The sequence below is a fragment of the Nonomuraea sp. bgisy101 genome, assembly GCF_057708945.1.
On the sequence record NZ_JBYITD010000043.1, the window covers coordinates 31,904 to 51,887 of the forward strand.

The following is a 19,984-nucleotide window of genomic DNA, read 5'->3' on the forward strand; positions in this document are numbered from 1 at the left end:
CGGGAGGTAGAGCGACATGTCAGGAAAACGTGGCCTGGTCGCCCTCGTGATCGGTCTCGCCGGTGTCGCGAGCGGCTGCGGTCAGGGTGCCGGTACGGCCGCGGCTCCGCAGGGCACGGCGAGCGCCAAGGGCGGTGTGCTGCACGTGCTGGCAAGCATCGACCTTGAGCACCTGGACCCGGCACGCAACTACGTCACCTCGTCGATGGACGTCGGCAGGCTGATCTACCGCACGCTCACCACCAACGCCGCGGCGCCCGGTCCCGCGGGCGGCGACATCGTCCCCGACCTGGCGACCGATCTCGGCACCCCCGCCGACGGGGCCAGGACCTGGACCTTCACCCTCAAGGAGGGCGTGAAGTTCGAAGACGGGCGGCCGATCACCAGCAAAGACGTCAAGTACGGCGTCGAGCGCACCTTCGCCCCCGAGTTCCCCGAAGGCCCGCCGTACGCGCGGATGTGGTTGCGGGGCGGTGACACGTACAAGGGCCCGCTCAACGGACAGGACCTGAAGTCGATCGAGACGCCCGACGACCGGACGATCGTGTTCCGGCTGAACCGGCCGGTCGCCGATTTCGGCTCGGCCGTCTCGATGCCGTTCTTCGCGCCCGTGCCCAAGGACAAGGAGGCCGGGGTCGCCTACGACAACCGGCCCTTCTCCTCAGGCCCCTACAAGATCGAGAAGTTCGAGCCGAAGAAGCGGATAGAGCTCGTCCGCAACGACCACTGGAACCGTGCCACCGACACCGTGCGCAAGGGACTGCCTGACCGCATCGTCATCGATCTCAACCTCGATCCAGCCGTGATCGATCAGCGGATGATCGCGGGCCAGGGCGAGGACGCCAACGCCGTGCAGTACGAGCCGATCGGCGCCGCCTCCGTCGCCCAGGTGCTCACCGACCCGGCGCTCAAGGAACGCCTGGTAACCGGCGAGTCGATCAACACGAGGTTCCTCTCGCTCAACACCAGCAGGAAACCCCTCGACCAGGTGAAGGTACGGCAGGCGATCGCCTACGCGCTGGACAAGGAGGCGCTGCGGACCGTGCGCGGCGGGCCCATCGCGGGCGACATCGCGACCACCCTCCTGCCACCGGCGATCCCGGGCCACCGTAAGGAGGATCCGTACCCGGCCGACGTGGCCAAGGCCAAGGCACTGCTCGCCGAGGCGGGATTCGCCTCCGGCATCGACCTCACCCTCGACGCCCCCGCCACGCCCGGCGGGAAGGCGCAAGGCGAGGCGATCCAGGCCTCCCTCGGCCGGGCCGGCATCAGGGTGAAGATCAACGAGATCAGCTCGTCGGCGTTCTGGAGCACGGTCGGTACCGCAAGCCAGCAGCATGACCTGGTCATCGACGGCTGGACGCCGGACTGGACAGGAGCCTCGACCTACCTGCCGAACATCCTGGACGGGCGGCTCATCGTCAAGCAGGGCAACCAGAACCGGGCGCACTACGACTCGGCCGAGGTCAACAAGCGCTTCGACGAGATCGCCGCGATGACGGACGCCGACGCCGCCGCGACCGCCTACGGCGAGCTGGCCACACGGATCATGCAGGACGCGCCGATCGTGCCGTTCCTGTGGGACAAGTCGGCCTTCCTCACCGGGGCGAACGTGACCGGCGCCTACGGGCACGTCGCCTACGTCGGGCGGGTCGACCTCGCCACGGTCGGTCTCAAGAGCGCCCGATGACGCTCACCCAGGCGGCCGGCATACCAGCGGGCGAGCCCGGCGTCGCCGTCTCACCGGCGCGGCAGCTCGCCCGGCGCGTCCTGGCCGACCGCGCCGCCACCGCCGGTGTCACGGTCATCGCGCTCCTCGTGCTCATGGCCCTCGGCGCCCCTCTGATCACCGCCCTCACCGGCCAGTCGCCCACCGAGTTCCACCCTGAGGCGATCGACCCCGCCCTGGGCGGCCTGCCGAAGGGCCCGTGGGGCGGGATCAGCGCCGAACACCCCCTCGGCGTCGAACCCACCACGGGCCGCGACGTGCTCGCCCGCGTCGTCTGGGGCGCCCGCCTCTCCCTGCTGATCTCCCTGCTGGCCACCGTACTGTCCACCACGATCGGCACCGTGCTCGGCCTCGTCGCCGGTTTCCTGGGCGGCTGGGCCGACATGGTGATCGGCCGTGTGATGGACCTGCTGATGTCCTTTCCGAGCCTGATCTTCATGATCGCGCTCATGTCCGTCGCCCCCGACGGCAACAGGGAGCTGATGCTGGTCGCCGTGCTCGGCCTGTTCGGCTGGCCGTACATCGGCAGGATCGTCCGCGGTCAGGCCATGGCGCTGGCCGGCAGGGAGTTCGTCGAGGCGGCCAGGGTGCTGGGCGCCACCCGGAGGACGATCCTGTTCAGGGAGGTCCTGCCCAACCTCACCAGGCCGATCATGGTCGTGGCGACGCTGTCGATCCCCGGCTACATCGCCACCGAGGCGGGCCTGTCCTTCCTGGGAGTGGGGGTGCGCCCGCCGACCCCCTCGTGGGGCCAGATGATCGCCTCGGCCGTGCCCTGGTACGCGGCCGACCCCGTCTACTTCCTCGTTCCCGGCCTGTTCCTGCTGGTCACCGTGCTGGCGTTCAATCTGGTCGGCGACGCGTTCGGAGACGTCCGGTGATCGCCTATCTCCTCAAGAGGCTCGGCGCGGCCGCCGCGATCCTGCTGGTCGTCTGCGCGCTCACCTTCGCGATCTTCTACATCGCGCCGGACGACCCCGCTCAGAAGGCGTGCGGCAAGGCCTGCACCCCCGAGCGGATCGAGCAGATCCGGGGCCAGCTCGGCCTCGACGCGCCGGTCCCCGAACAGTTCGCCTCCTATGTGCGGGGCATCTTCGCCGGGCGCACCTACGGCACGGGATCGACCGCGATCGAGTGTCCCTTTCCCTGCCTCGGCTTCAGTTTCCAGACCAATGTGCCCGTGCAGGAACTTCTGGTCGCCAGACTGCCGGTGAGCGCGTCCATCGCGATCGGCGCGGCCGTGCTGTGGCTGCTCGTCGGCGTCGCCGCCGGGGTGCTCGCCGCGCTGCGCAAGGGCTCGTGGTGGGACAGGACGGCGATGGGGGCCGCGCTCGGCGGCATCTCGCTGCCGATCTACCTCACCGCGCTCGTCCTGCAGTACCTCCTCGTCGTGGCGTTCGACGTCCTGCCGTATCCGAGGGCCGTCGGCCTGCTGGAGGATCCGGCCGGCTGGTTCGCCTCGATGCTGATGCCGTGGATCGCACTGGCCGCGCTCTACGCGGGCATGTACGCCCGGCTGACGCGCACCGAGCTGATCGGCGCGCTGAACCAGAACTTCGTCCGCACCGCCCGGGCCAAGGGCCTGCCCGAACACGTCGTCGTACGGCGGCACGCGCTACGGCCCGCGCTCACCCCGGTCGTGACCGTCTTCGGCATGGACCTCGGCGCGCTCCTCGGTGGCGCGCTGATCACCGAGTCGGTGTTCGGCCTGCCCGGCGTGGGCAAGCTTGCCGCCGACGCGATCAACAGTTCGGACCAGCCGGTGATCCTCGGCGTGACGCTGTTCGCCGCGGCCTTCATCGTCTTCGCGAACGTGGTCGTGGACCTTCTCTACGCGGTGCTCGACCCGCGGATCAGGCTGGGGGCCTCGTGACACTGCTCGACGTCAAGGACCTCACGGTCTCCTTCGGCGAGACCAGGGCCGTCGACGGACTGTCCTTCAGCCTGGAACGAGGACGCGTGCTCGGACTGGTCGGCGAGTCGGGCTGCGGCAAGTCGGTGACCAGCCTCGCCGTCATGGGCCTGCTCAACGGCGCCACGACCGGCGGCGAGATCTGGTTCGACGGCCAGGAACTGCTCGCCGGCGACCGGCGGGCCGTCCGGAGGCTGCGCGGCGACCGGCTGGCGATGATCTTCCAGGATCCGCTGTCGTCGCTCAACCCCTACTACCCGGTCGGCTTCCAGATCGCCGAGGCCTACCGGGCGCACCGCCGTACCAGCAGGAGACAGGCGCGGGCGATCGTGGTCCGGATGCTGGAACGCGTCGGGATCCCCGAGGCGGAGCGGCGCGCCCGCGACTACCCGCACCAGTTCTCCGGCGGCATGCGGCAGCGCGTGATGATCGCGATGGCGCTGTGCCTGGAGCCGGAGCTGATCATCGCCGACGAGCCGACCACCGCGCTCGACGTGACCGTGCAGGCGCAGATCCTCGCCCTGCTCGACACGCTGCGCGAGGAGTACGGCACCGCGGTCCTGCTGATCACGCACGACCTCGGCGTGGTCGCGGGGACAGCCGACGAGGTCGTCGTCATGTACGGCGGGCGGGCCGTCGAGCGGGGCGAGGTGCACGCGCTGTTCGAGGACCCTCGTGAGCCGTACACCCGCCGCCTGCTGGCCGCCGTCCCCAGGATCGACCGGCCCGTGCCCGACCGTCTGGAGACCCTTTGACCCCCCTGCTGGAAGCCGAAGGCCTGGTCAAGCGCTTTCCCATGCGCCACCCGCTGACCCGCCGCGTCACCGGCCACCTGACCGCGGTCGACGACGTCTCCCTGACCGTACGGCGGGGCGAGACGCTCGGCCTGGTCGGCGAGTCGGGCTGCGGCAAGTCGAGCACGGCCAGGCTGATCACCCGGCTGGCCGAGCCGACCGGGGGCAGGGTCCGCTTCGACGGGCTGGACATCACCACGATGGGCGAGGTCGCCCTGCGCCCTGTCCGCCGCGACCTCCAGATGATCTTCCAGGACCCGTTCTCCTCGCTGAACCCCCGCATGACCGTCGAGGCGATCCTGTCGGCCCCCTTCCGCTACCAGGGCCTCAAGCCGGAGCCAGGCCGGATCGGCGAGCTGCTGCGACGGGTGGGGCTGCGCCCCGAGCACGCCGAACGGCTGCCGCACCAGTTCTCCGGCGGGCAGGCACAGCGCATCGGCATCGCCCGCGCGCTGGCTCTTCGCCCGAAGCTGGTCGTCTGCGACGAGCCGGTGTCCGCGCTCGACGTCTCGGTCCAGGCGCAGATCCTCAACCTGCTGCGCGACCTGCAGGAGGAGTTCGAGCTCAGCTACGTGTTCATCGCCCACGACCTCGGCGCGGTACGCCAGGTGTGCGACAGGATCGCGGTCATGTACCTCGGCACGGTCGTGGAGATCGCCGACCGTGACGAGCTTTTCGCCCGTCCTTCCCACCCGTACACGGCCGCGCTGCTGGCCGCGGTACCCATCCCCGACCCGAGGATCGAGCGGGCCAGGCCCCGCGTCGTGCTCTCCGGCGACCTGCCCAGCCCGGCGAACCCGCCCAGCGGGTGCCCCTTCCGCAGCCGATGTCCGCGAGCGGCCGAGAGATGCGCGCTGGAGCGGCCCGCGCTGGCGGAAGTCGCACCCGGCCATCGGGTCGCCTGCCATTTCCCTCTCGATCCGCCCCGCGACACCACCCGATGATCGGCCCCCGCCCGGCGAAAGGAGTCCCGTGACCAGGCTTCACCTGGCCGACCACGTCTTCCCCGTCCCGCTCGACCACACCGACCCAGGCGGCCCTTTCATCGAGGTGTTCGCCCGTGAGGTGGCCGACGCCGCGCGGGCGGCGGAGAACCTGCCATGGCTGCTCTACCTTCAGGGCGGTCCCGGTGGTCGCTCGCCCAGGCCGCTGGGCACGGACGGCTGGCTCGCTCACGCGCTCAGGACGCACCGGGTGCTGCTTCTCGACCAGCGCGGCACCGGCCGCAGCACCCCCGTCACGCCCCGCACCCCTGAGCGGGTCGGCGACCTGGCCGGATACCTGCGGCACTTCAGGGCCGACTCGATCGTGGCCGACTGCGAGCTGATCCGCCGGCGGCTCGGTGTCGAGCGGTGGGAGACGCTGGGCCAGAGCTACGGCGGCTTCCTGACGATGACATACCTGTCGACGGCGCCCGAGGCGCTGAAGGCCTGCTACGTCACGGGCGGGCTGCCCGGCCTGACCGCCACCGCCGACGAGGTCTACGCCCGTACCTACCCGAGGGTCGGGGCCAAGGTCAGGCAGTACTACTCCCGCCATCCCTCCGACACCGGCAGGGTCGGGCGCGTCCTCGACCGGCTGCACGAGGGCGGCGTCAGGTTGCCCGACGGCGACCTGCTCACCCCGCACAGGTTCAGGACGCTCGGCCTGGCCTTCGGCATGGGGAACGGGTTCGATCGGGTGCACTGGCTCCTGGAGGACGCCTTCGACGGGGCCGAGCTGTCGCACGACTTCCTCTACCAGGTCATGCAGCTCACCGGCTTCACCGGCAACCCGCTCTTCGCGGTGCTGCAGGAGAGCATCTACGGCCAGGGCGCCAAGCCCACCGCCTGGGCGGCCGAGCGGGCCCTGGCCGACTTCCCCCATTTCGGCCGGCATGCCGACTCCCTGCTGTTCACCGGCGAGATGATCTACCCCTGGATGTTCGAGGAGGTCGCGGCGCTGCGTCCCTTCGCCGAGGCCGCCGACCGGCTCGCCCGCGTGGAGGACTGGCCCGCGCTGTACGACCTCGACCGCCTGGCCGCCAACCAGGTGCCGGTCGCGGCCGTGGTGTACCACGACGACATGTACGTCGACGCGGGCCTGTCACTGGAGACCGTTCAGGCCGTCGGCAACGTGCGCGCCTGGGTCACCAACGAGTGGGAGCACGACGGGGTCACCGCCTCGGGCGAACGCGTGCTCGCCCGTCTCATGGAACTAGCGATCTGAAAGGACTTCCGATGTTGCGTCCGTTAGTGCTGGCGACCGCACTCGCCGCGTCCGTCCTCGCGGTCCCGGCGTCCGCCCACGCCGCCGCGCCCCGCGCCACTGAGACTCGCGCCGCTGAGACTCGCGCCACTGAGACTCGCGCGTGCGCGCTGCCCGGCCGTACCGGCTGGACCGACGAGGGCCACGACACCGACCACCGGCAGTTCCGCGCCGCGACCGGCCGGATCAGGGCCGTCATGCTGTTCGTCGACTTCCCCGACGCGGCCGCCGAGGGCGGCACCGTGCAGTACGCCGATCACTTCGCGCCCGCCGAGAAGTGGCTCGCGGCCGCGTCGTACGGCAGGGCGCGGCTGAGCATCACCCCCGTGCACACGTGGTTCAGGATGCCGCAGGACAGCACCACGTACGGTTTCGACAGGGGGATCAGCTACGAGCAGCACCGGCTCTACGTCCGGCAGGCGGTGGCCGCGGCCGACGCCGAGGTGGACTTCTCCGCCTACGACATCGTCTACATCGTCCCTTCGAGGAACGCGGCGGCGGTGCGGTTCTCACCGACCTACCTGTGGGACCCGGCCCAGAGCGGCGTGGTCGCCGACGGCGCCGAGGTGAAGTGGGGCGTCACGTTCGGCCAGGACATGTGGCGCTGGGGTCACAAGGTGCTCGCGCACGAGACCGGCCACATCTTCGGCCTGCCCGACCTCTACTCCTTCACCGGGCCCGACTACCACCGCTTCGTCGGCGGCTGGGACGTGATGGGGCTGATCAGCGGCCCTTCACCGCAGCCCTTCGCGTGGCACGCGCGGAAGCTCGGTTGGATCTCCGACGGCCAGGTGGCGTGCGTGCCCGCCTCTGGCGGAACCTACCGGCTCACGCCCGTCGAGCGGCCTGGCGGGCGCAAGCTCGTCGTGGTCAGGACCGGCGACACGAGCGCCTACGCCATCGAGTCCCGGAAGGGAAGCGAGTGCTCGGGCGGGATGGTGATCTACAAGGTCGACTCGGCGGTGGCCACCGGAGAGGGGCCCATCCGCGTGATGGACGCCAAGCCTGACGCCGTCCCGCCGGCCGGCTGCCACGCCCTCGACGACGGCGCCTACGGCCCCGGCCAGGTCTTCACCGACGAGTCGGCGAAGGTGCGCGTCGAGGTCAAGGGAGACCTCGTCCGGGTCGATCGGCTCGGTGTCTGACCCTGTATCGACCGGAGTTCGCCATGAGGCGTTCTCCCGATCATCATCTCGTCGGCCGGTGTGGTCTGCCTCACCGGCGCGGCGGCGGCCGCTCCGTCCCCGTCCGGGGACGGGGCGAGCAGTTCCTCAAGCCCATCCGTCAGCTCATCGAATCGGTCAACGCCACCAGGACCGAACTCCTCGGCGCCTTGAGCAAGGTGCGACCGGTCAGGGATACAGCCCGTAACGGAAGGAACCCGCCAGAGATGTACGCGTGACGCTCGGCCGACGAGGGGAATCCATGGATCCACTGGCTCCAGGCGATCCACAGCAGGTCGGACGGTACCGACTGGGCGGCAGGCTTGGTGCCGGCGGCATGGGCGAGGTCTTCTGGGGGCTGTCGCCGTCCGGCCGGGCCGTCGCCGTCAAGCTCGTACGGCGTGAACTGGGTCGCGACATCGAGTTCCGGCGACGGTTCGCCCAGGAGGTCGAGGCGGCCAAGCGCGTCAGCGGCTTCCACGCCGCCCCCGTGGTGGACGCCGATCCCGACGGCGAGCCCCCCTGGTTGGTCACCGCGTACGTGCCAGGTCCCTCCCTCAGCACCGTCCTCCATCATCACCGCGCGTTGCCCGAACACTCTCTGCATATCCTCGCAGTCGGCCTGGCGGAAGCGCTGGAGGCCATTCATCGCGCCGGAGTCATCCACCGCGACCTGAAACCCGCCAACATCCTGCTGGCACACGACGGCCCGCGCGTCATCGACTTCGGCACGCTGTGCGCCCGCAACCGTGCTGGATCTCCTGAGCGACCCGCTCTTCTCCACGTCCAACGCAGAAACGGCGGTGCCCTGAAGGACACCACCGTTGATCACATTTCCGTAGTATTCGCTTCCGCCCTCGAAGAGCGGTGTTCGAGCAGCACGTCTTGGGTGGAGCTAAGGAGACTCGAACTCCTGACCCCCTCCATGCCATGGAGGTGCGCTACCAACTGCGCTATAGCCCCTGGTCACCGCTCCGAGTCCTCCCGTTGCGGCGCTCGCAGAGCATATAACCTTCCCTCTCGATTCGCATAATCGAGAGTTCGGGCGCCGTTCACCCGCCCGCCAGGGAGCGCATGCACGCCCCCCGACGGTCAGGACGCGGCGTCCGGGGTGTCGTCGCTGTTGATCGGCTCGGGCAGCGTGCCCGCGTTGTGCTCGAGCAGGCGCCATCCCTTGCGCCCCTCCTCCAGCACCGACCACGAGCAGTTGCCGAGCCCGCCCAGCGCCGACCACAGTTCCTGCGGCAGCCCGAGCAGGTGGGCGATGCCGAGTCGCAGCGCCGCCCCGTGCGAGGCGACGACCAGCAGGCCGTCGTCGTCGAGCTTGCCCGCCCATCTGCGCAGCGCCGCCCCGACCCGGTCGGCCACCTCCGGCACGGGCTCGCCGTCGGGCGCCTCCCACGAGACGTACTCGGCGGGCCAGCGCTCGGCGATCTCCTCGCGGGTCAGGCCCTCCCACGCGCCGCCACCGCGCTCGCGGAAGGCCTTGTCGACCGAGACGTCGAGGCCGACCAGGCGACCGACCGCGAGCGCCGTGTCGTTGGCCCGCCGCAGGTCGGAGGAGACGATCATGGTGGGCCGCAGCGACGCCAGCAATGAAGCCGCCCTCGCCGCCTGGGCGAGGCCGGTCTCGTCGAGCGGGATGTCGGTGTGGCCTTGGAAACGGTGCTCCACATTCCACAGGGTCTGGCCGTGGCGCAGGCAGACGATCCGCTTGCTCACGTACGGGCCCTCTGGGCGGCCGTCTGGGTGACGCTCTCCGGCAGCGCGATGGCGGGGCAGTCCTTCCAGAGGCGCTCGAGCGCGTAGAAGGTGCGGTCCTCTTCGTGCTGCACGTGAACGACGATGTCGATGAAGTCGAGGAGCACCCAGCGCCCCTCCCTCTCGCCCTCGCGGCGGACCGGCTTGGCATCGCACTCGATGCGCAGCCTGTCCTCGATCTCGTCGACGATGGCGCGCACCTGACGGTCGTTGGTGGCGGAGCAGAGCACGAAGGCGTCGGTGATGACGAGCTGGTCGCTCACGTCGTAGGCGAGAATGTCGTCGGCCAGCTTGTCGGCGGCGGCCTCGGCCGCGACTCTGACGAGCTGAACGGATCTTTCGGATGCTGTCACGATGCGGGTCTGTCCTCCTGTGTGACTACGTGTATAGCCCACGCTTACCCTGATAGTATCCCCGGCCGCTGCTAGATATAGCTCCGCGCCTGCAGGCCGTACATCTCGGCGTAAATCCCGCCGAGCGCCATCGACGACGCGTGGTCGCCCTCCTCCGCCACCCTGCCCTGGTCGAGGACGTATGTGGTCCGCCCGGCCACGGCGATGCGCTGCCACTGGCCGCACCCCACCATGACCACCGTGTCCACCCGGCTGGCGCGCCAGGTGAGCGCCAGCATGTCACGGATCAGCGCGGGCAACCTGCGCACCATCGTGAACAACCCCGACGCGGCGACCTCCGCGTCGTGCGCCCACCACGACTCTTCCTTCAGCTCGATCCCGTCGAGCGCCTCCTGAGACACTCCATGGAGGCTAACCCGCCTGGTAAAGGCCGCGCTTCCCGATGTATTGCACGATTCCGTCCGGCACCAGGTACCAGATCGGCTCGCCCTCCGACACCCTGTGCCTGCACTCCGAGGAGGAGATCGCCAGCGCGGGGATCTCGATCAGGCTCACCTTTCCCTCCGGCAGCCCGGGATCGCGCAGCGTGTGCCCCGGCCTGGTGCAACCCACGAAATGGGCGAGCTCGAACAACTCGGAGGCGTCCTGCCAGTCGAGGATCGCCGACAGCGCGTCGGCGCCGGTGATGAAGAACAACTCGGCCTCGGGGCCGTAGATCTCCTTGATGTCACGCAGCGTGTCGATCGTGAACGTCGGCCCCGGCCGGTCCACATCCACCCTGCTCACCGAGAAGCGCGGGTTCGACGCGGTCGCGATCACCGTCATCAGGTACCTGTCCTCGGGCGCCGACACCTCCCTGGCCGCCTTCTGGTACGGCCTGCCCGTCGGGACGAAGACGACCTCGTCGAGATCGAAGTGATGGGCCACTTCGCTCGCGGCGACCAGGTGACCATGGTGGATCGGGTCAAAGGTTCCACCCATCACCCCCACGCGTCTCTTTCCCTGGACACTGGGCGCGTTCATCATGAAACGGACCTTACGCGGATGCCTCACGCAAGCATTAAGCACCCCCCTTGCCGAGAAACGCGCATCCCACCCGCCGCCGACGTAGCATGCCGGACATGACGACCACCCCGGATCGCAACCGCGTGCAATTGCCCGGCATCTCGTCCCGTGCCTACGAACACCCCGCAGACAGGTCCGCTCTGGTCGCTCTGCGCAAGCTCAGTGGGTTCGACACGGTTCTCAAGCAGATGTCCGGGCTGATCAGCGAGCGCCGGCTGCGCCTTATGTACCTCGCCTCTGCCGTGCGGGTGAGCGAGACACAGTTCCGCTCCCTGTACGACATGGGCCGCGACGCCGCCTACATCCTTGACCTGCACCGGGTCCCTGAGATCTACGTTCAGCAGGATCCGCAGGTCCAGGCCAAGGCGATCGGCTTCGACGACCCGTTCATCGTGGTGACGACGGGTCTGCTGAACCTCATGAACGAGGAGGAGCAGCGCTTCGTCATCGGCCACGAGACCGCGCACATCCTGTCGGGCCACGCCGTCTACCGGACGATGCTCGACATCCTCACCCGCCTGGCCACCCGCGTGGCCTGGATCCCGCTCGGCTACATCGGCCTGCGCGCGATCGTGGCGGGCCTCGAGGAGTGGTATCGCAAGTCGGAGCTGTCCGCCGACCGCGGCGGCCTGCTCACCGGGCAGGACCCGGAGGCCGCCAAGCGCGCGCTGATGAAGCTCGCCGGCGGCGACTACACCAACGAGATGAACATCGAGGCCTTCCTGGCCCAGTACCAGGAGTACGACACCGCGGGCGACCTGCGGGACGGCTTCCTGAAAGTCCTCAACCTGCTCGGCACCACCCACCCCTTCGCGGTGGTCCGCGTCGCCGAGCTCGACAAGTGGCAGCGCAGCGGCGAGTACGAGCGCATCATCGGCGGCGACTACCCTCGCCGCGAGGACGACTCCAACGCCCGCGTCACCGACGAGGTCAAGGCGGCGGCCGAGTCCTACCGCCGCTCCTGGTCGGAGTCCCAGGACCCGTTCATCGGCGTCCTGCGCGACGTCGCCGAGGGCGCGGTCAACGCGGGCGAGCGCATCTTCAACCGCTTCTCCCGCCGCGACGGCAACTGACCAACACAACCACGAAAAAGGTCTGGAAGTGAGATCTTCCAGACCTTTTCCATGCGCACCTCACGCCTCTACTGTCGCGCACCATGAGATCATCTTTCGCCATGGCGGCGCTGGCCTGCGCTGTCATGCTTCCCCTTTCCGGTACGGCCACCGCCGCGACCGCGAGTCCCATCGACGACGCCAAGCTCATCGCGAACCCTCTCTACGAGGCAGGACCGCTGCCCGCGACGTCGTGCGCGGAGAAGCCGATCAAGCGCAACGACAAGGCGCTGGCCCGCGCCTACATCAACGGCGTCGTGGCATGCCTGGACCGCACATGGGGACGGCACCTCAAGGCCGCGGGGCTGCCGTTCCGCAAGATCACCGTGAAGCACGTGGCGAAGATCCCGAAGAAGTACTGCGGCTACGACATCGGAGACTCCAACTCGCAGAGCTACTACTGCCCCAAGACCGGCACGCTGGTCTTCCAGCTGGGCGCGGACTGGCTCGATGACGCCGGAGACCTGTGGCTGTTCAACATGACGGCCGCCATGTACGGCATCCACGTACAGAACCTCGTCGGCATAGAGAAGGCCTATCTGAAGCTGACCTACGCCAACAAGAGCGAGATGTATGAGCAGGACCGGCGGGTCAACCTCCAGTCCGACTGCCTGGGTGGCGCGTTCGTCCGGAGCGTGTGGCCGATGAAGGGCCGCTCCGCGGAGGACTGGCAGGTGGTGCTGGGCTACACCCAGACGGGCGGCGACGAGCCGGGAGAACCCCGCTGGCTCGGCAAGGGCAGCACCCGCGTGGCCTGGACGAAGAACGGTTACGCCGAGGGCGACCCCGCGGCGTGCAACACCTGGGCCGCCGAGCCCGCCGACGTGGCCTAGAGCAGGAGGGCGATCGCGCGGACCGCGGCGGCGCAGAGGGCGACGAAACCGCCCAGGACCGCCAAGGCGCGCAGACCCTCCTTGCGCAGGTCGGGCAGGTGGGTGCCGACCCGCTCGACCTCCCTGCCGGTGATCGCCCCGCACAACACGCCGAACACGACGCCCGCCGCGGTCACCGGCGCGGGCTGCTGCCACCAGTCGGGCCCGAGCTCGCCGCCCGCCACCATCCACAGCACCCCGCCGGCCGCCGCGGCGACCGGCAGCCCGGGCCAGCCCGCCGCGGTGAGCGCCGATCCGGCGAGCGCGACCGGGAACAGCAGCACCCGCAGCGACACCCGCACCCGTTTCGAGGTGCGCTTCCTCACCATCCAGTGGCCGGTCCACACGGTGCGCACCAGCACCACGAACACCCCGGTGATCGCCACGCCCGCGATCGGCCAGATCACCGTCGCCACCACGCACGGCACCGCCAGCACCGCCAGCAGGAGCAGGGCCGCGTTACCGGCGGGCAGGGTGGTCGAGGCCGCCTCCGCCCGCGCGGTCGGGGTCCGCCTGACCCGCGCCGCCCTGGCCTGCGCTCGCGCCGCCGCCTTGCCGTCGTCGGTGGCGCGGCTCCGGGAGGCGCCCGGCATGCGGCTCCGGACGAGCTTCGGCTCCTCCGCCGCCCGCGCGCGTGCCGTTTTCGGCTCCTCGGCGACCCGTCCGCGCCCTGTCTTGGCGTCGTCGGCCACGCGCGACCTGACGACCTTGCCCTCCTCCAGGGCCCTGGAGCGGCCGGCCTTGCCGTCCTCGCCGCTCCTGGACCTGCCCGCTTTCCCGTCGTCGGGAATCCTGGGTCTGACCTGCTTGCCGTCGTCGGGGGTCCTGGGCCTGACGGGCTTGCCGTCGTCCGGGGCGGGGCGCGGCCTGACGACCTTGCCCTCCTCGCCCGCCCTCGGCCGGACCGCCTTGCCGTCCTCCGCGACTCGCGGCTTGACGACCTTGGGCTCCTCGGCCTTGCCTCTGGCGGCCTTGACCTCCTCGTCGGCGCGAGTCCGCGCCGCCTTGGCCGCGTCGGCCGCCCTCCCCCTGAGCGCCTTCACGTCGTCGTCCGTCGCGGCGACCGTGGCCCTGGCGAGCCTGGCCAGCCGGTCGGCCAGCAGCGCGGCGGTGGGCCGCTTGCCCGGCTCCCTGTTGAGCGCGGCCCGCACCAGCGGCAGCAGCCCTGCGGGCACACCCTTGAGGTCGGCCTGGCCGTTGAGAACGGCGTACATCTGCGCCTCGACCGTGCCCCGCCCGAACGTGGGCCGCCCCGTCGCGGCGAAGGCCACGGTCGCCGCCCACGCGTGGACGTCCGCGGGCTCGCCCACGTGCTCGTCGGCGAACAGCTCGGGCGCCGCGTAGCCGGGCGTGCCGAGGAAGGTGCCCGTCATCGTCAGTCTGGTGGCGTCGATGACCTGCGCGATCCCGAAGTCGATCAGCACGGGTCCTTCGGCGCCCATGAGGATGTTGGCCGGCTTGAGGTCTCGGTGGATGACTCCCGCGGCGTGGACGATCGCCAGGGCCGCCGCCACCCCCTGCGCCACCTCCACCAGGTCGGCGCCGCGCAGCGGCCCGCTGCGCCGTACCCGGTCGAGCAGCGTGTCACCCTCGATGTGCTCCATCACCAGGTACGGCCTGGCGCAGCCGAGATCGGCGTCGAGCACCCGGGCGACGTACGGGCTCTCGACCCTGCGCAACGCCCGTACCTCGCGCTCCAGGCGGATGCGCGAGGCGGAATCCTCGATCAGGTCGTGAAGCACCTTGAGGGCGACGTGCTCACCCCTGCGGGTGCTGGCGAGATACACCTCACCCATGCCGCCACGGCCGAGCCGTTCGAGCAAGGTGTAAGGCCCGACCTTGCCGAGCTTGCTCACGCTCCCTCCCCGCTCGGCGCGCCCATAAGGGGCACAACCTTAGCGGTGCGCCGCCCGTTTACGTTCGCGGCGCGCCGGTCATCGATGGGAAGTGTCGGACAGCATCGCCTCGAGCCCTGTCGTGGGCTCCTCGGCGAGCTTCTTACGGCCTTTCCTGCGCCAGTTGATATGTCCGCGACTCTCCAACCACAGCAGCAACCGGTCGGCGGCGAACAGCACCACACCCGCGAAAATGATCGCTATCACCAATGCCATGGAGGCCAGTCAAACCATGAACGGGGTCCGGTGCCAACTCAGACACGCGTCTCAGCCGCCGGAGGCCGGGATGACCGTACCCTTTGACGTGCGAAGATGCCCTTCTCCGGTGTAGACCCATTTGGTAGAGGTCAGCTCGGGAAGACCCATGGGTCCGCGCGCGTGGAGTTTCTGGGTGGAGATGCCGATCTCGGCGCCGAACCCGAACTCGCCACCGTCGGTGAACCGGGTGGAGGCGTTGACCGCGACGGCGGCGGAGTCGACCCGCTGGACGAACCTGCGGGCGGCTCCCTGCGAGCGGGTGACGATCGCGTCGGTGTGGCCGGAGCCGTACTTCCTGATGTGGGCGACCGCGGCCTCCAGCGAGTCGACGACGGCGGCGGCGATGTCGAGCGACAGGTACTCGGCGTAGTAGTCGTCCTCCGTCGCCGGAACCACCCCGCCGTGGGCGGCCACACGCTCGTCACCGTGGACGGTGACACCCGCCTCGGACAGCGCCGCCAGCGCCATGGGCAGGAAGCGCTCGGCCACGTCCACGTGGACGAGGAACGTCTCGGCCGCGTTGCACACCGAGGGCCGCTGGGCCTTGGCGTTGACCAGGATCTGCACGGCCAGATCGAGGTCGGCGTCCGCGTCGACGTACACGTGGCAGTTGCCCACGCCTGTCTCGATCACCGGGACGGTCGACTCCTCGACCACCGAGTTGATCAGTGAGGCGCCGCCGCGCGGGATCAGCACGTCGACCAGGCCGCGTGCCCGCGTCAGCTCCTTGACCGAGTCGCGGGTCAGCCCGGGCACCAGCTGGACGGCTCCGGCGGGCACCTCGGTCGCCTCCAGCGCCTCCTGCATGATCCTCACAAGCGCGGTGTTGGAGGAGTAGGCGCTGGAGGAGCCGCGCAGCAGGACCGCGTTGCCGCTCTTGAGGCACAGCGCGGCGCCGTCGACGGTGACGTTGGGACGGCCCTCGTAGATGATGCCGATCACGCCGAGCGGCACCCTGAGCTGGCGCAGCTCCAGTCCGTTGGGCAGGGTGCCGCCGCGCACGACCTCGCCGACGGGGTCGGGCAGTTCGGCGATGTCGCGTACGGCCTGCGCGATGGCCTCGATCCTGGCCTCGTCGAGCCGCAGCCGGTCGATCATCGCCTCGGAGGTGCCGCCCTCGCGCGCCTTGTCGACGTCGACGGCGTTGGCCTCGATGATCTCCTTGCCGTGCTCGACCAGAGCGTCGGCGACGGCGCGCAGTGCCCTGTCCTTGGCCGCCCGCGGCAGCGGGGCCAGCTCGGCGGCGGCCTCGCGTGCCGCGCGGGCAACCTTCAGGAACTCCTCGGACATCGCGCCCGTCCTCTCTCCGCGTCTGTCAGCTGTGGGACTCCAGTATGACGATGTCGTCACGGTGGATGAGCTCACGTTCATATTCCGGACCGAGCTCGCTGGCCAGCTCCTTCGTCGAGCGCCCCAGGAGCCCGGGGATCTCCACGGCGTCGAAGTTGACCAGCCCGCGGGCGACCACCCGCCCGCGGGGCCCGCACAGGTCGACGGGGTCGCCGGCGGCGAACTCGCCCTCCACCGACACCACGCCCGCGGGCAGCAGCGACTTGCGCCGCGAGACGACCGCCTCGACCGCGCCCTCGTCGAGCGTCAGCCGCCCTCGCCCGGTGGTCGCGTGCGCCAGCCACAGCAGTCTGGTGCCCGGGTGGCGGCCACCCGGGTGGAAGAACGTGCCGACGTCGGCTCCGGCCAGCGCCTGCGCGGCGTGCGCGGCCGCGGTCAGCACCACTGGCACACCCGCTCCCGTGGCGATGCGCGCGGCCTGCACCTTGGTCACCATGCCGCCCGTGCCGACGGCCGCGCCGTTCTTGCCGAGCTCGACACCCGCCAGGTCCTCGGGGCCGCGCACCTCGGCCAGCCTCGTGGAGCCCGCGCGCGAGGGCGGCCCGTCGTACAGCGCGTCGACGTCGGACAGCAGAACCAGCGCGTCGGCGTGGATGAGGTGCGCCACCAGGGCCGCCAGGCGGTCGTTGTCGCCGAAGCGGATCTCGTCGGTGGCCACGGTGTCGTTCTCGTTGACGACCGGCATGATGCCGAGCTCCAGCAGCCGGTTGAGCGTGCGCTGGGCGTTGGCGTGGTGCGAGCGGCGCATCATGTCGTCGGCCGTCAGCAGCACCTGGCCGACGCGCATGCCGTACCTGGCGAAGGAGGAGGTGTAGCGGGCGACGAGCACGCCCTGACCGACGGAGGCGGCGGCCTGCTGGGTGGCCAGGTCACGCGGACGTGCGGTCAACCCGAGCGGGCCGAGCCCCGCGGCGATCGCGCCGGAGGAGACCAGCACGATCTGCGTGCCGGTACGGCGCCGCGCCGACAGCACGTCGACCAGCGCGTCGACCCGGTCGACGTCGATGACGCCCTGGGGGGTGGTGAGCGAGGAGGAGCCGACCTTGACGACGACCCTCGACGCTGAGCTGATCTGTTCCCGCACGTCCTGACCCTATCCGGCGCCCGCTGTGCGGCCCGGGACTCCCCCGAGCCGTGCGGACACCTTACCGCTGTCCGCGATCATGAACTCAGCCGAGCCTGTTGTCGGTGCCTCGCGGCCCCGTGTGAATGGACTCGGCGTTGAGCGTCGGCTGCCAGTCGAAGATGTAGCCGTCCTCCATGGACCCGATGACGACCTCGGCGCCCGCGACCGCGCCCGCCTTGACCAGCTCCTCCTCGACACCCAGCCGCTCCAGGCGGTCGGCCAGGTAGCCCACGGCCTCGTCGTTGGTGAAGTCGGTCTGCCTGATCCAGCGCTCCGGCTTCTCCCCGGTGACCTGGAACAGGCCGTCGTTGACCTTGCGGACGCTGAAGCCGGTCGTGCCGAGCTGCTTCGGCCGCAGCACCAGCCGCGTCGGCTCCTGGACCGGCTTGCTGGCGCGCGCCGCGGCCACCCACTCGCCCATCGCGAACGTGAACTCCCGCAGCCCCTCGTGCGTGGCCGCCGAGATCGTGAACACCTTCAGCCCGCGCGACTCCAGGTCGGAGCGCACGATGTCGGCCAGGTCACGGGCGTCGGGCACGTCCGCCTTGTTCAGCACGACCATCCTGGGCCTGTCCTCGAGCTGGCCGTAGGCGTGCAGTTCGGCCTCGATCACCTCGTAGTCGGTGATCGGGTCGCGTCCCGGCTCCATGGTCGCGCAGTCGATGACGTGCACGAGCATGTCGCACCGCTCGACGTGGCGGAGGAACTCGTGGCCGAGCCCCTTGCCCTGCGACGCTCCCGGGATGAGCCCCGGCACGTCGGCCACGGTGAACACCGTCTCCCCCGCGGTGACCACGCCGAGGTTCGGGATCAGCGTCGTGAACGGGTAGTCGGCGATCTTCGGCCTGGCCGCGCTCAGCGCCGCGATCAGCGACGACTTGCCCGCGCTGGGGAAGCCCACCAGCGCCACGTCAGCGACGCTCTTGAGCTCCAGCACCACGTCGAGCGCGTCGCCGGGCTCGCCGAGCAGCGCGAACCCCGGAGCCTTCCGCTTCGCCGTCGCCAGGGCGGCGTTGCCGAGACCGCCGTGACCGCCCTCGGCGATCACGTAGCGGGTGCCGGCGCCGACCAGATCGACCAGCACCTCGCCGGTCTTCGCGTCCTTGACCACGGTCCCGTTGGGGACCGGCAGCACCACGTCACCGCCGTTGGCGCCTTCCCTGTTGCTGCCCTGTCCCTGCTTGCCGTTGGCGGCGCCGCGGTGCGGGCGGCGGTGGTAGTCGAGCAGCGTGGAGGTGTTGGCGTCGACCTCCAGGATGACGTCACCGCCCCTGCCGCCGTTGCCACCGTCAGGGCCGCCGAGCGGCTTGAACTTCTCCCGGTGGACGGACGCGCAGCCGTTCCCGCCATCACCGGCTTTGATATGCAGGATCACCTGATCCACGAAATCCGCCACAGCCCGCTCTCCATCCCGTCCGGGTCTTCTTCGTTGTCTGGTACGGCAAGCCGACGCGAGCCCACCCTGCCCACGTGGCCGGCGTCCCTCCAGGGAGACGCTCCTCCAGCGCGCGTGGCCGGCCGCCGTCACGCGGCCCGCCCCCGCCGCTCACCGGGATCCCCGGTGAGCCGCTCGCCCTCTGCGGGCCTGTCGCCGTTCACCGTCGTGGCTCGTCCGGCCGGTCACGCGGTCCGCGTGGCCGCCGTCTGTTCCGCCGCTCGCGTGCCGTACCGGACCTCGCAGGGCCCGGGAACGCGAACAAGGGGTGGACCATGACGATCCACCCCTTGCTACAACGCCTGTCGGCGGCGGATTTACTCCGCGACCGGGACGATGCTCACGGCGCGACGGCCGCGCTTGACGCCGAACTGCACGTGGCCGGCGGCCAGCGCGAACAGCGTGTCGTCGCCACCACGGCCGACGTTGTCGCCGGGGTGGAAGTGGGTGCCGCGCTGGCGGACGATGATCTCGCCCGCGTTGACCAGCTGGCCACCGAAGCGCTTGACGCCCAGGCGCTGGGCGTTGGAGTCACGGCCGTTCCGGGTGGACGACGCGCCCTTCTTGTGTGCCATCTCTCAAACTCCCGATCAGGCCTGGTTGATACCGGTGATCTTCACCTGGGTGTACCGCTGGCGGTGACCCTGGCGCTTCTTGTAACCGGTCTTGTTCTTGTACTTGAGGATGCGGATCTTGGGGCCCTTGGTCTCGCCGAGAATCTCGGCGCTGACCGTGAACTTGCCCGCCTCCGTGGTCACGTCGCCGTCGTTGACGACGAGCACCGTCGGCAGCGAAACCGAAGAACCGACCTCGCCGGCGACCTTGTCCACCTCGAGGACGTCACCGACGGAGACCTTCTGCTGCCTGCCGCCGCAACGAACGATCGCGTACACCGCGGAACCCTTCTGCTGA

Annotated in this window: 20 protein-coding genes, 1 tRNA gene and 1 pseudogene; 10 read left to right on the top strand and 12 right to left on the bottom strand. The window is 70.1% G+C overall.

Annotated elements, in window-relative coordinates; all coding sequences use genetic code 11:
- Positions 1 to 16: 16 nt before the first annotated feature.
- The 8 genes and pseudogenes from AC3EO4_RS47990 to AC3EO4_RS48025 all read left to right on the top strand — a co-directional run.
- Entirely contained in the window at positions 17 to 1,690 is a 1,674-nt protein-coding gene (locus tag AC3EO4_RS47990) for an ABC transporter substrate-binding protein (RefSeq protein WP_431902714.1), read from the top strand.
- Complete coding sequence (locus AC3EO4_RS47995) at positions 1,687 to 2,610, top strand: ABC transporter permease (RefSeq protein ID WP_431902716.1); 924 nt, start codon at positions 1,687 to 1,689, stop codon at positions 2,608 to 2,610. The genes AC3EO4_RS47990 and AC3EO4_RS47995 overlap by 4 nt, the downstream gene beginning before the upstream one ends.
- Entirely contained in the window at positions 2,607 to 3,602 is a 996-nt protein-coding gene (locus tag AC3EO4_RS48000) for an ABC transporter permease (protein ID WP_431902718.1), read from the top strand. The genes AC3EO4_RS47995 and AC3EO4_RS48000 overlap by 4 nt, the downstream gene beginning before the upstream one ends.
- Positions 3,599 to 4,396, top strand: coding sequence for an ABC transporter ATP-binding protein (locus AC3EO4_RS48005; RefSeq protein WP_379581596.1), 798 nt, complete (start codon positions 3,599 to 3,601; stop codon positions 4,394 to 4,396). Before AC3EO4_RS48000 ends, AC3EO4_RS48005 begins: the two co-directional genes overlap by 4 nt.
- Complete coding sequence (locus AC3EO4_RS48010) at positions 4,393 to 5,379, top strand: ABC transporter ATP-binding protein (protein ID WP_431902719.1); 987 nt, start codon at positions 4,393 to 4,395, stop codon at positions 5,377 to 5,379. The genes AC3EO4_RS48005 and AC3EO4_RS48010 overlap by 4 nt, the downstream gene beginning before the upstream one ends.
- A gap of 28 nt (positions 5,380 to 5,407) precedes the next feature.
- A complete protein-coding gene (locus tag AC3EO4_RS48015; RefSeq protein WP_431902720.1) occupies positions 5,408 to 6,643 on the top strand; it encodes an alpha/beta fold hydrolase in 1,236 nt (411 codons plus the stop codon).
- 11 nt (positions 6,644 to 6,654) lie between these two features.
- The gene (locus AC3EO4_RS48020; protein ID WP_431902721.1) at positions 6,655 to 7,827 is read left to right on the top strand and encodes a M6 family metalloprotease domain-containing protein; all 1,173 of its coding nucleotides are present in this window, start codon (positions 6,655 to 6,657) and stop codon (positions 7,825 to 7,827) included.
- A 355-nt stretch (positions 7,828 to 8,182) separates the two neighbouring features.
- A pseudogene (locus AC3EO4_RS48025) lies at positions 8,183 to 8,527 on the top strand (protein kinase domain-containing protein); the annotation flags it as partial.
- Positions 8,528 to 8,735: 208 nt separating this feature from the next.
- Here the strand turns inward: AC3EO4_RS48025 and AC3EO4_RS48030 are convergent.
- The 5 genes from AC3EO4_RS48030 to nadD all read right to left on the bottom strand — a co-directional run bounded on the left by AC3EO4_RS48030 (position 8,736) and on the right by nadD (position 10,985).
- Positions 8,736 to 8,808, bottom strand: a tRNA-Ala gene (locus AC3EO4_RS48030).
- Between the two features lie 129 nt (positions 8,809 to 8,937).
- A complete protein-coding gene (locus AC3EO4_RS48035; RefSeq protein WP_379581602.1) occupies positions 8,938 to 9,567 on the bottom strand; it encodes a histidine phosphatase family protein in 630 nt (209 codons plus the stop codon).
- Positions 9,564 to 9,959, bottom strand: a complete 396-nt coding sequence (rsfS, locus tag AC3EO4_RS48040) for a ribosome silencing factor (protein ID WP_379581604.1) — start codon at positions 9,957 to 9,959, stop codon at positions 9,564 to 9,566. The genes AC3EO4_RS48035 and rsfS overlap by 4 nt, the downstream gene beginning before the upstream one ends.
- A gap of 71 nt (positions 9,960 to 10,030) precedes the next feature.
- Positions 10,031 to 10,360, bottom strand: a complete 330-nt coding sequence (locus tag AC3EO4_RS48045; protein ID WP_431902723.1) for a hypothetical protein — start codon at positions 10,358 to 10,360, stop codon at positions 10,031 to 10,033.
- 10 nt (positions 10,361 to 10,370) lie between these two features.
- Positions 10,371 to 10,985, bottom strand: a complete 615-nt coding sequence (gene nadD, locus AC3EO4_RS48050) for a nicotinate-nucleotide adenylyltransferase (protein ID WP_431902725.1) — start codon at positions 10,983 to 10,985, stop codon at positions 10,371 to 10,373.
- A gap of 86 nt (positions 10,986 to 11,071) precedes the next feature.
- Here nadD and AC3EO4_RS48055 point away from each other — a divergent pair, with 86 nt between their 5' ends.
- Together AC3EO4_RS48055 and AC3EO4_RS48060 are read left to right on the top strand one after the other, a co-directional pair.
- Positions 11,072 to 12,097, top strand: coding sequence for a M48 family metallopeptidase (locus AC3EO4_RS48055; RefSeq protein WP_379581610.1), 1,026 nt, complete (start codon positions 11,072 to 11,074; stop codon positions 12,095 to 12,097).
- Positions 12,098 to 12,180: 83 nt separating this feature from the next.
- A complete protein-coding gene (locus tag AC3EO4_RS48060; protein ID WP_431902727.1) occupies positions 12,181 to 12,969 on the top strand; it encodes a neutral zinc metallopeptidase in 789 nt (262 codons plus the stop codon).
- Here AC3EO4_RS48060 and AC3EO4_RS48065 read toward each other — a convergent pair.
- From AC3EO4_RS48065 to rplU, 7 genes are all read right to left on the bottom strand, one after another.
- A complete protein-coding gene (locus tag AC3EO4_RS48065; RefSeq protein ID WP_431902729.1) occupies positions 12,966 to 14,864 on the bottom strand; it encodes a serine/threonine-protein kinase in 1,899 nt (632 codons plus the stop codon). The genes AC3EO4_RS48060 and AC3EO4_RS48065 overlap by 4 nt on opposite strands.
- A 78-nt stretch (positions 14,865 to 14,942) precedes the next feature.
- Complete coding sequence (locus AC3EO4_RS48070) at positions 14,943 to 15,119, bottom strand: hypothetical protein (RefSeq protein ID WP_379581615.1); 177 nt, start codon at positions 15,117 to 15,119, stop codon at positions 14,943 to 14,945.
- A gap of 51 nt (positions 15,120 to 15,170) precedes the next feature.
- Positions 15,171 to 16,451, bottom strand: a complete 1,281-nt coding sequence (locus AC3EO4_RS48075; protein ID WP_431902731.1) for a glutamate-5-semialdehyde dehydrogenase — start codon at positions 16,449 to 16,451, stop codon at positions 15,171 to 15,173.
- A gap of 25 nt (positions 16,452 to 16,476) precedes the next feature.
- Positions 16,477 to 17,595: a glutamate 5-kinase gene (gene proB, locus AC3EO4_RS48080; RefSeq protein ID WP_379581619.1), complete on the bottom strand. Its 1,119-nt coding sequence runs from the start codon at positions 17,593 to 17,595 to the stop codon at positions 16,477 to 16,479.
- An 85-nt stretch (positions 17,596 to 17,680) separates the two neighbouring features.
- On the bottom strand, positions 17,681 to 19,033 hold the full coding sequence (obgE, locus tag AC3EO4_RS48085; RefSeq protein WP_379581621.1) for a GTPase ObgE: 1,353 nt from the start codon (positions 19,031 to 19,033) through the stop codon (positions 17,681 to 17,683).
- A gap of 356 nt (positions 19,034 to 19,389) precedes the next feature.
- Positions 19,390 to 19,647 carry a 50S ribosomal protein L27 gene (gene rpmA, locus AC3EO4_RS48090; RefSeq protein ID WP_012893687.1) on the bottom strand — a complete coding sequence of 86 codons (258 nt, stop codon included), beginning with the start codon at positions 19,645 to 19,647 and terminating at the stop codon, positions 19,390 to 19,392.
- Between the two features lie 15 nt (positions 19,648 to 19,662).
- Positions 19,663 to 19,965, bottom strand: coding sequence for a 50S ribosomal protein L21 (rplU, locus tag AC3EO4_RS48095; RefSeq protein WP_184973140.1), 303 nt, complete (start codon positions 19,963 to 19,965; stop codon positions 19,663 to 19,665).
- Positions 19,966 to 19,984 lie beyond the last annotated feature (19 nt).

Excerpts from the sequence above, each read along its gene's own strand:
- AC3EO4_RS47995 (WP_431902716.1), top strand. The coding sequence starts at position 1,687 with ATGACGCTCACCCAGGCGGCCGGCATACCAGCGGGCGAGCCCGGCGTC.
- AC3EO4_RS48075 (WP_431902731.1), bottom strand. The coding sequence starts at position 16,451 with ATGTCCGAGGAGTTCCTGAAGGTTGCCCGCGCGGCACGCGAGGCCGCC.
- AC3EO4_RS47990 (WP_431902714.1), top strand. The coding sequence starts at position 17 with ATGTCAGGAAAACGTGGCCTGGTCGCCCTCGTGATCGGTCTCGCCGGT.
- AC3EO4_RS48070 (WP_379581615.1), bottom strand. The coding sequence starts at position 15,119 with ATGGCATTGGTGATAGCGATCATTTTCGCGGGTGTGGTGCTGTTCGCC.
- nadD (WP_431902725.1), bottom strand. The coding sequence starts at position 10,985 with ATGATGAACGCGCCCAGTGTCCAGGGAAAGAGACGCGTGGGGGTGATG.
- rpmA (WP_012893687.1), bottom strand. The coding sequence starts at position 19,647 with ATGGCACACAAGAAGGGCGCGTCGTCCACCCGGAACGGCCGTGACTCC.
- AC3EO4_RS48055 (WP_379581610.1), top strand. The coding sequence starts at position 11,072 with ATGCCGGACATGACGACCACCCCGGATCGCAACCGCGTGCAATTGCCC.
- AC3EO4_RS48020 (WP_431902721.1), top strand. The coding sequence starts at position 6,655 with ATGTTGCGTCCGTTAGTGCTGGCGACCGCACTCGCCGCGTCCGTCCTC.
- AC3EO4_RS48060 (WP_431902727.1), top strand. The coding sequence starts at position 12,181 with ATGAGATCATCTTTCGCCATGGCGGCGCTGGCCTGCGCTGTCATGCTT.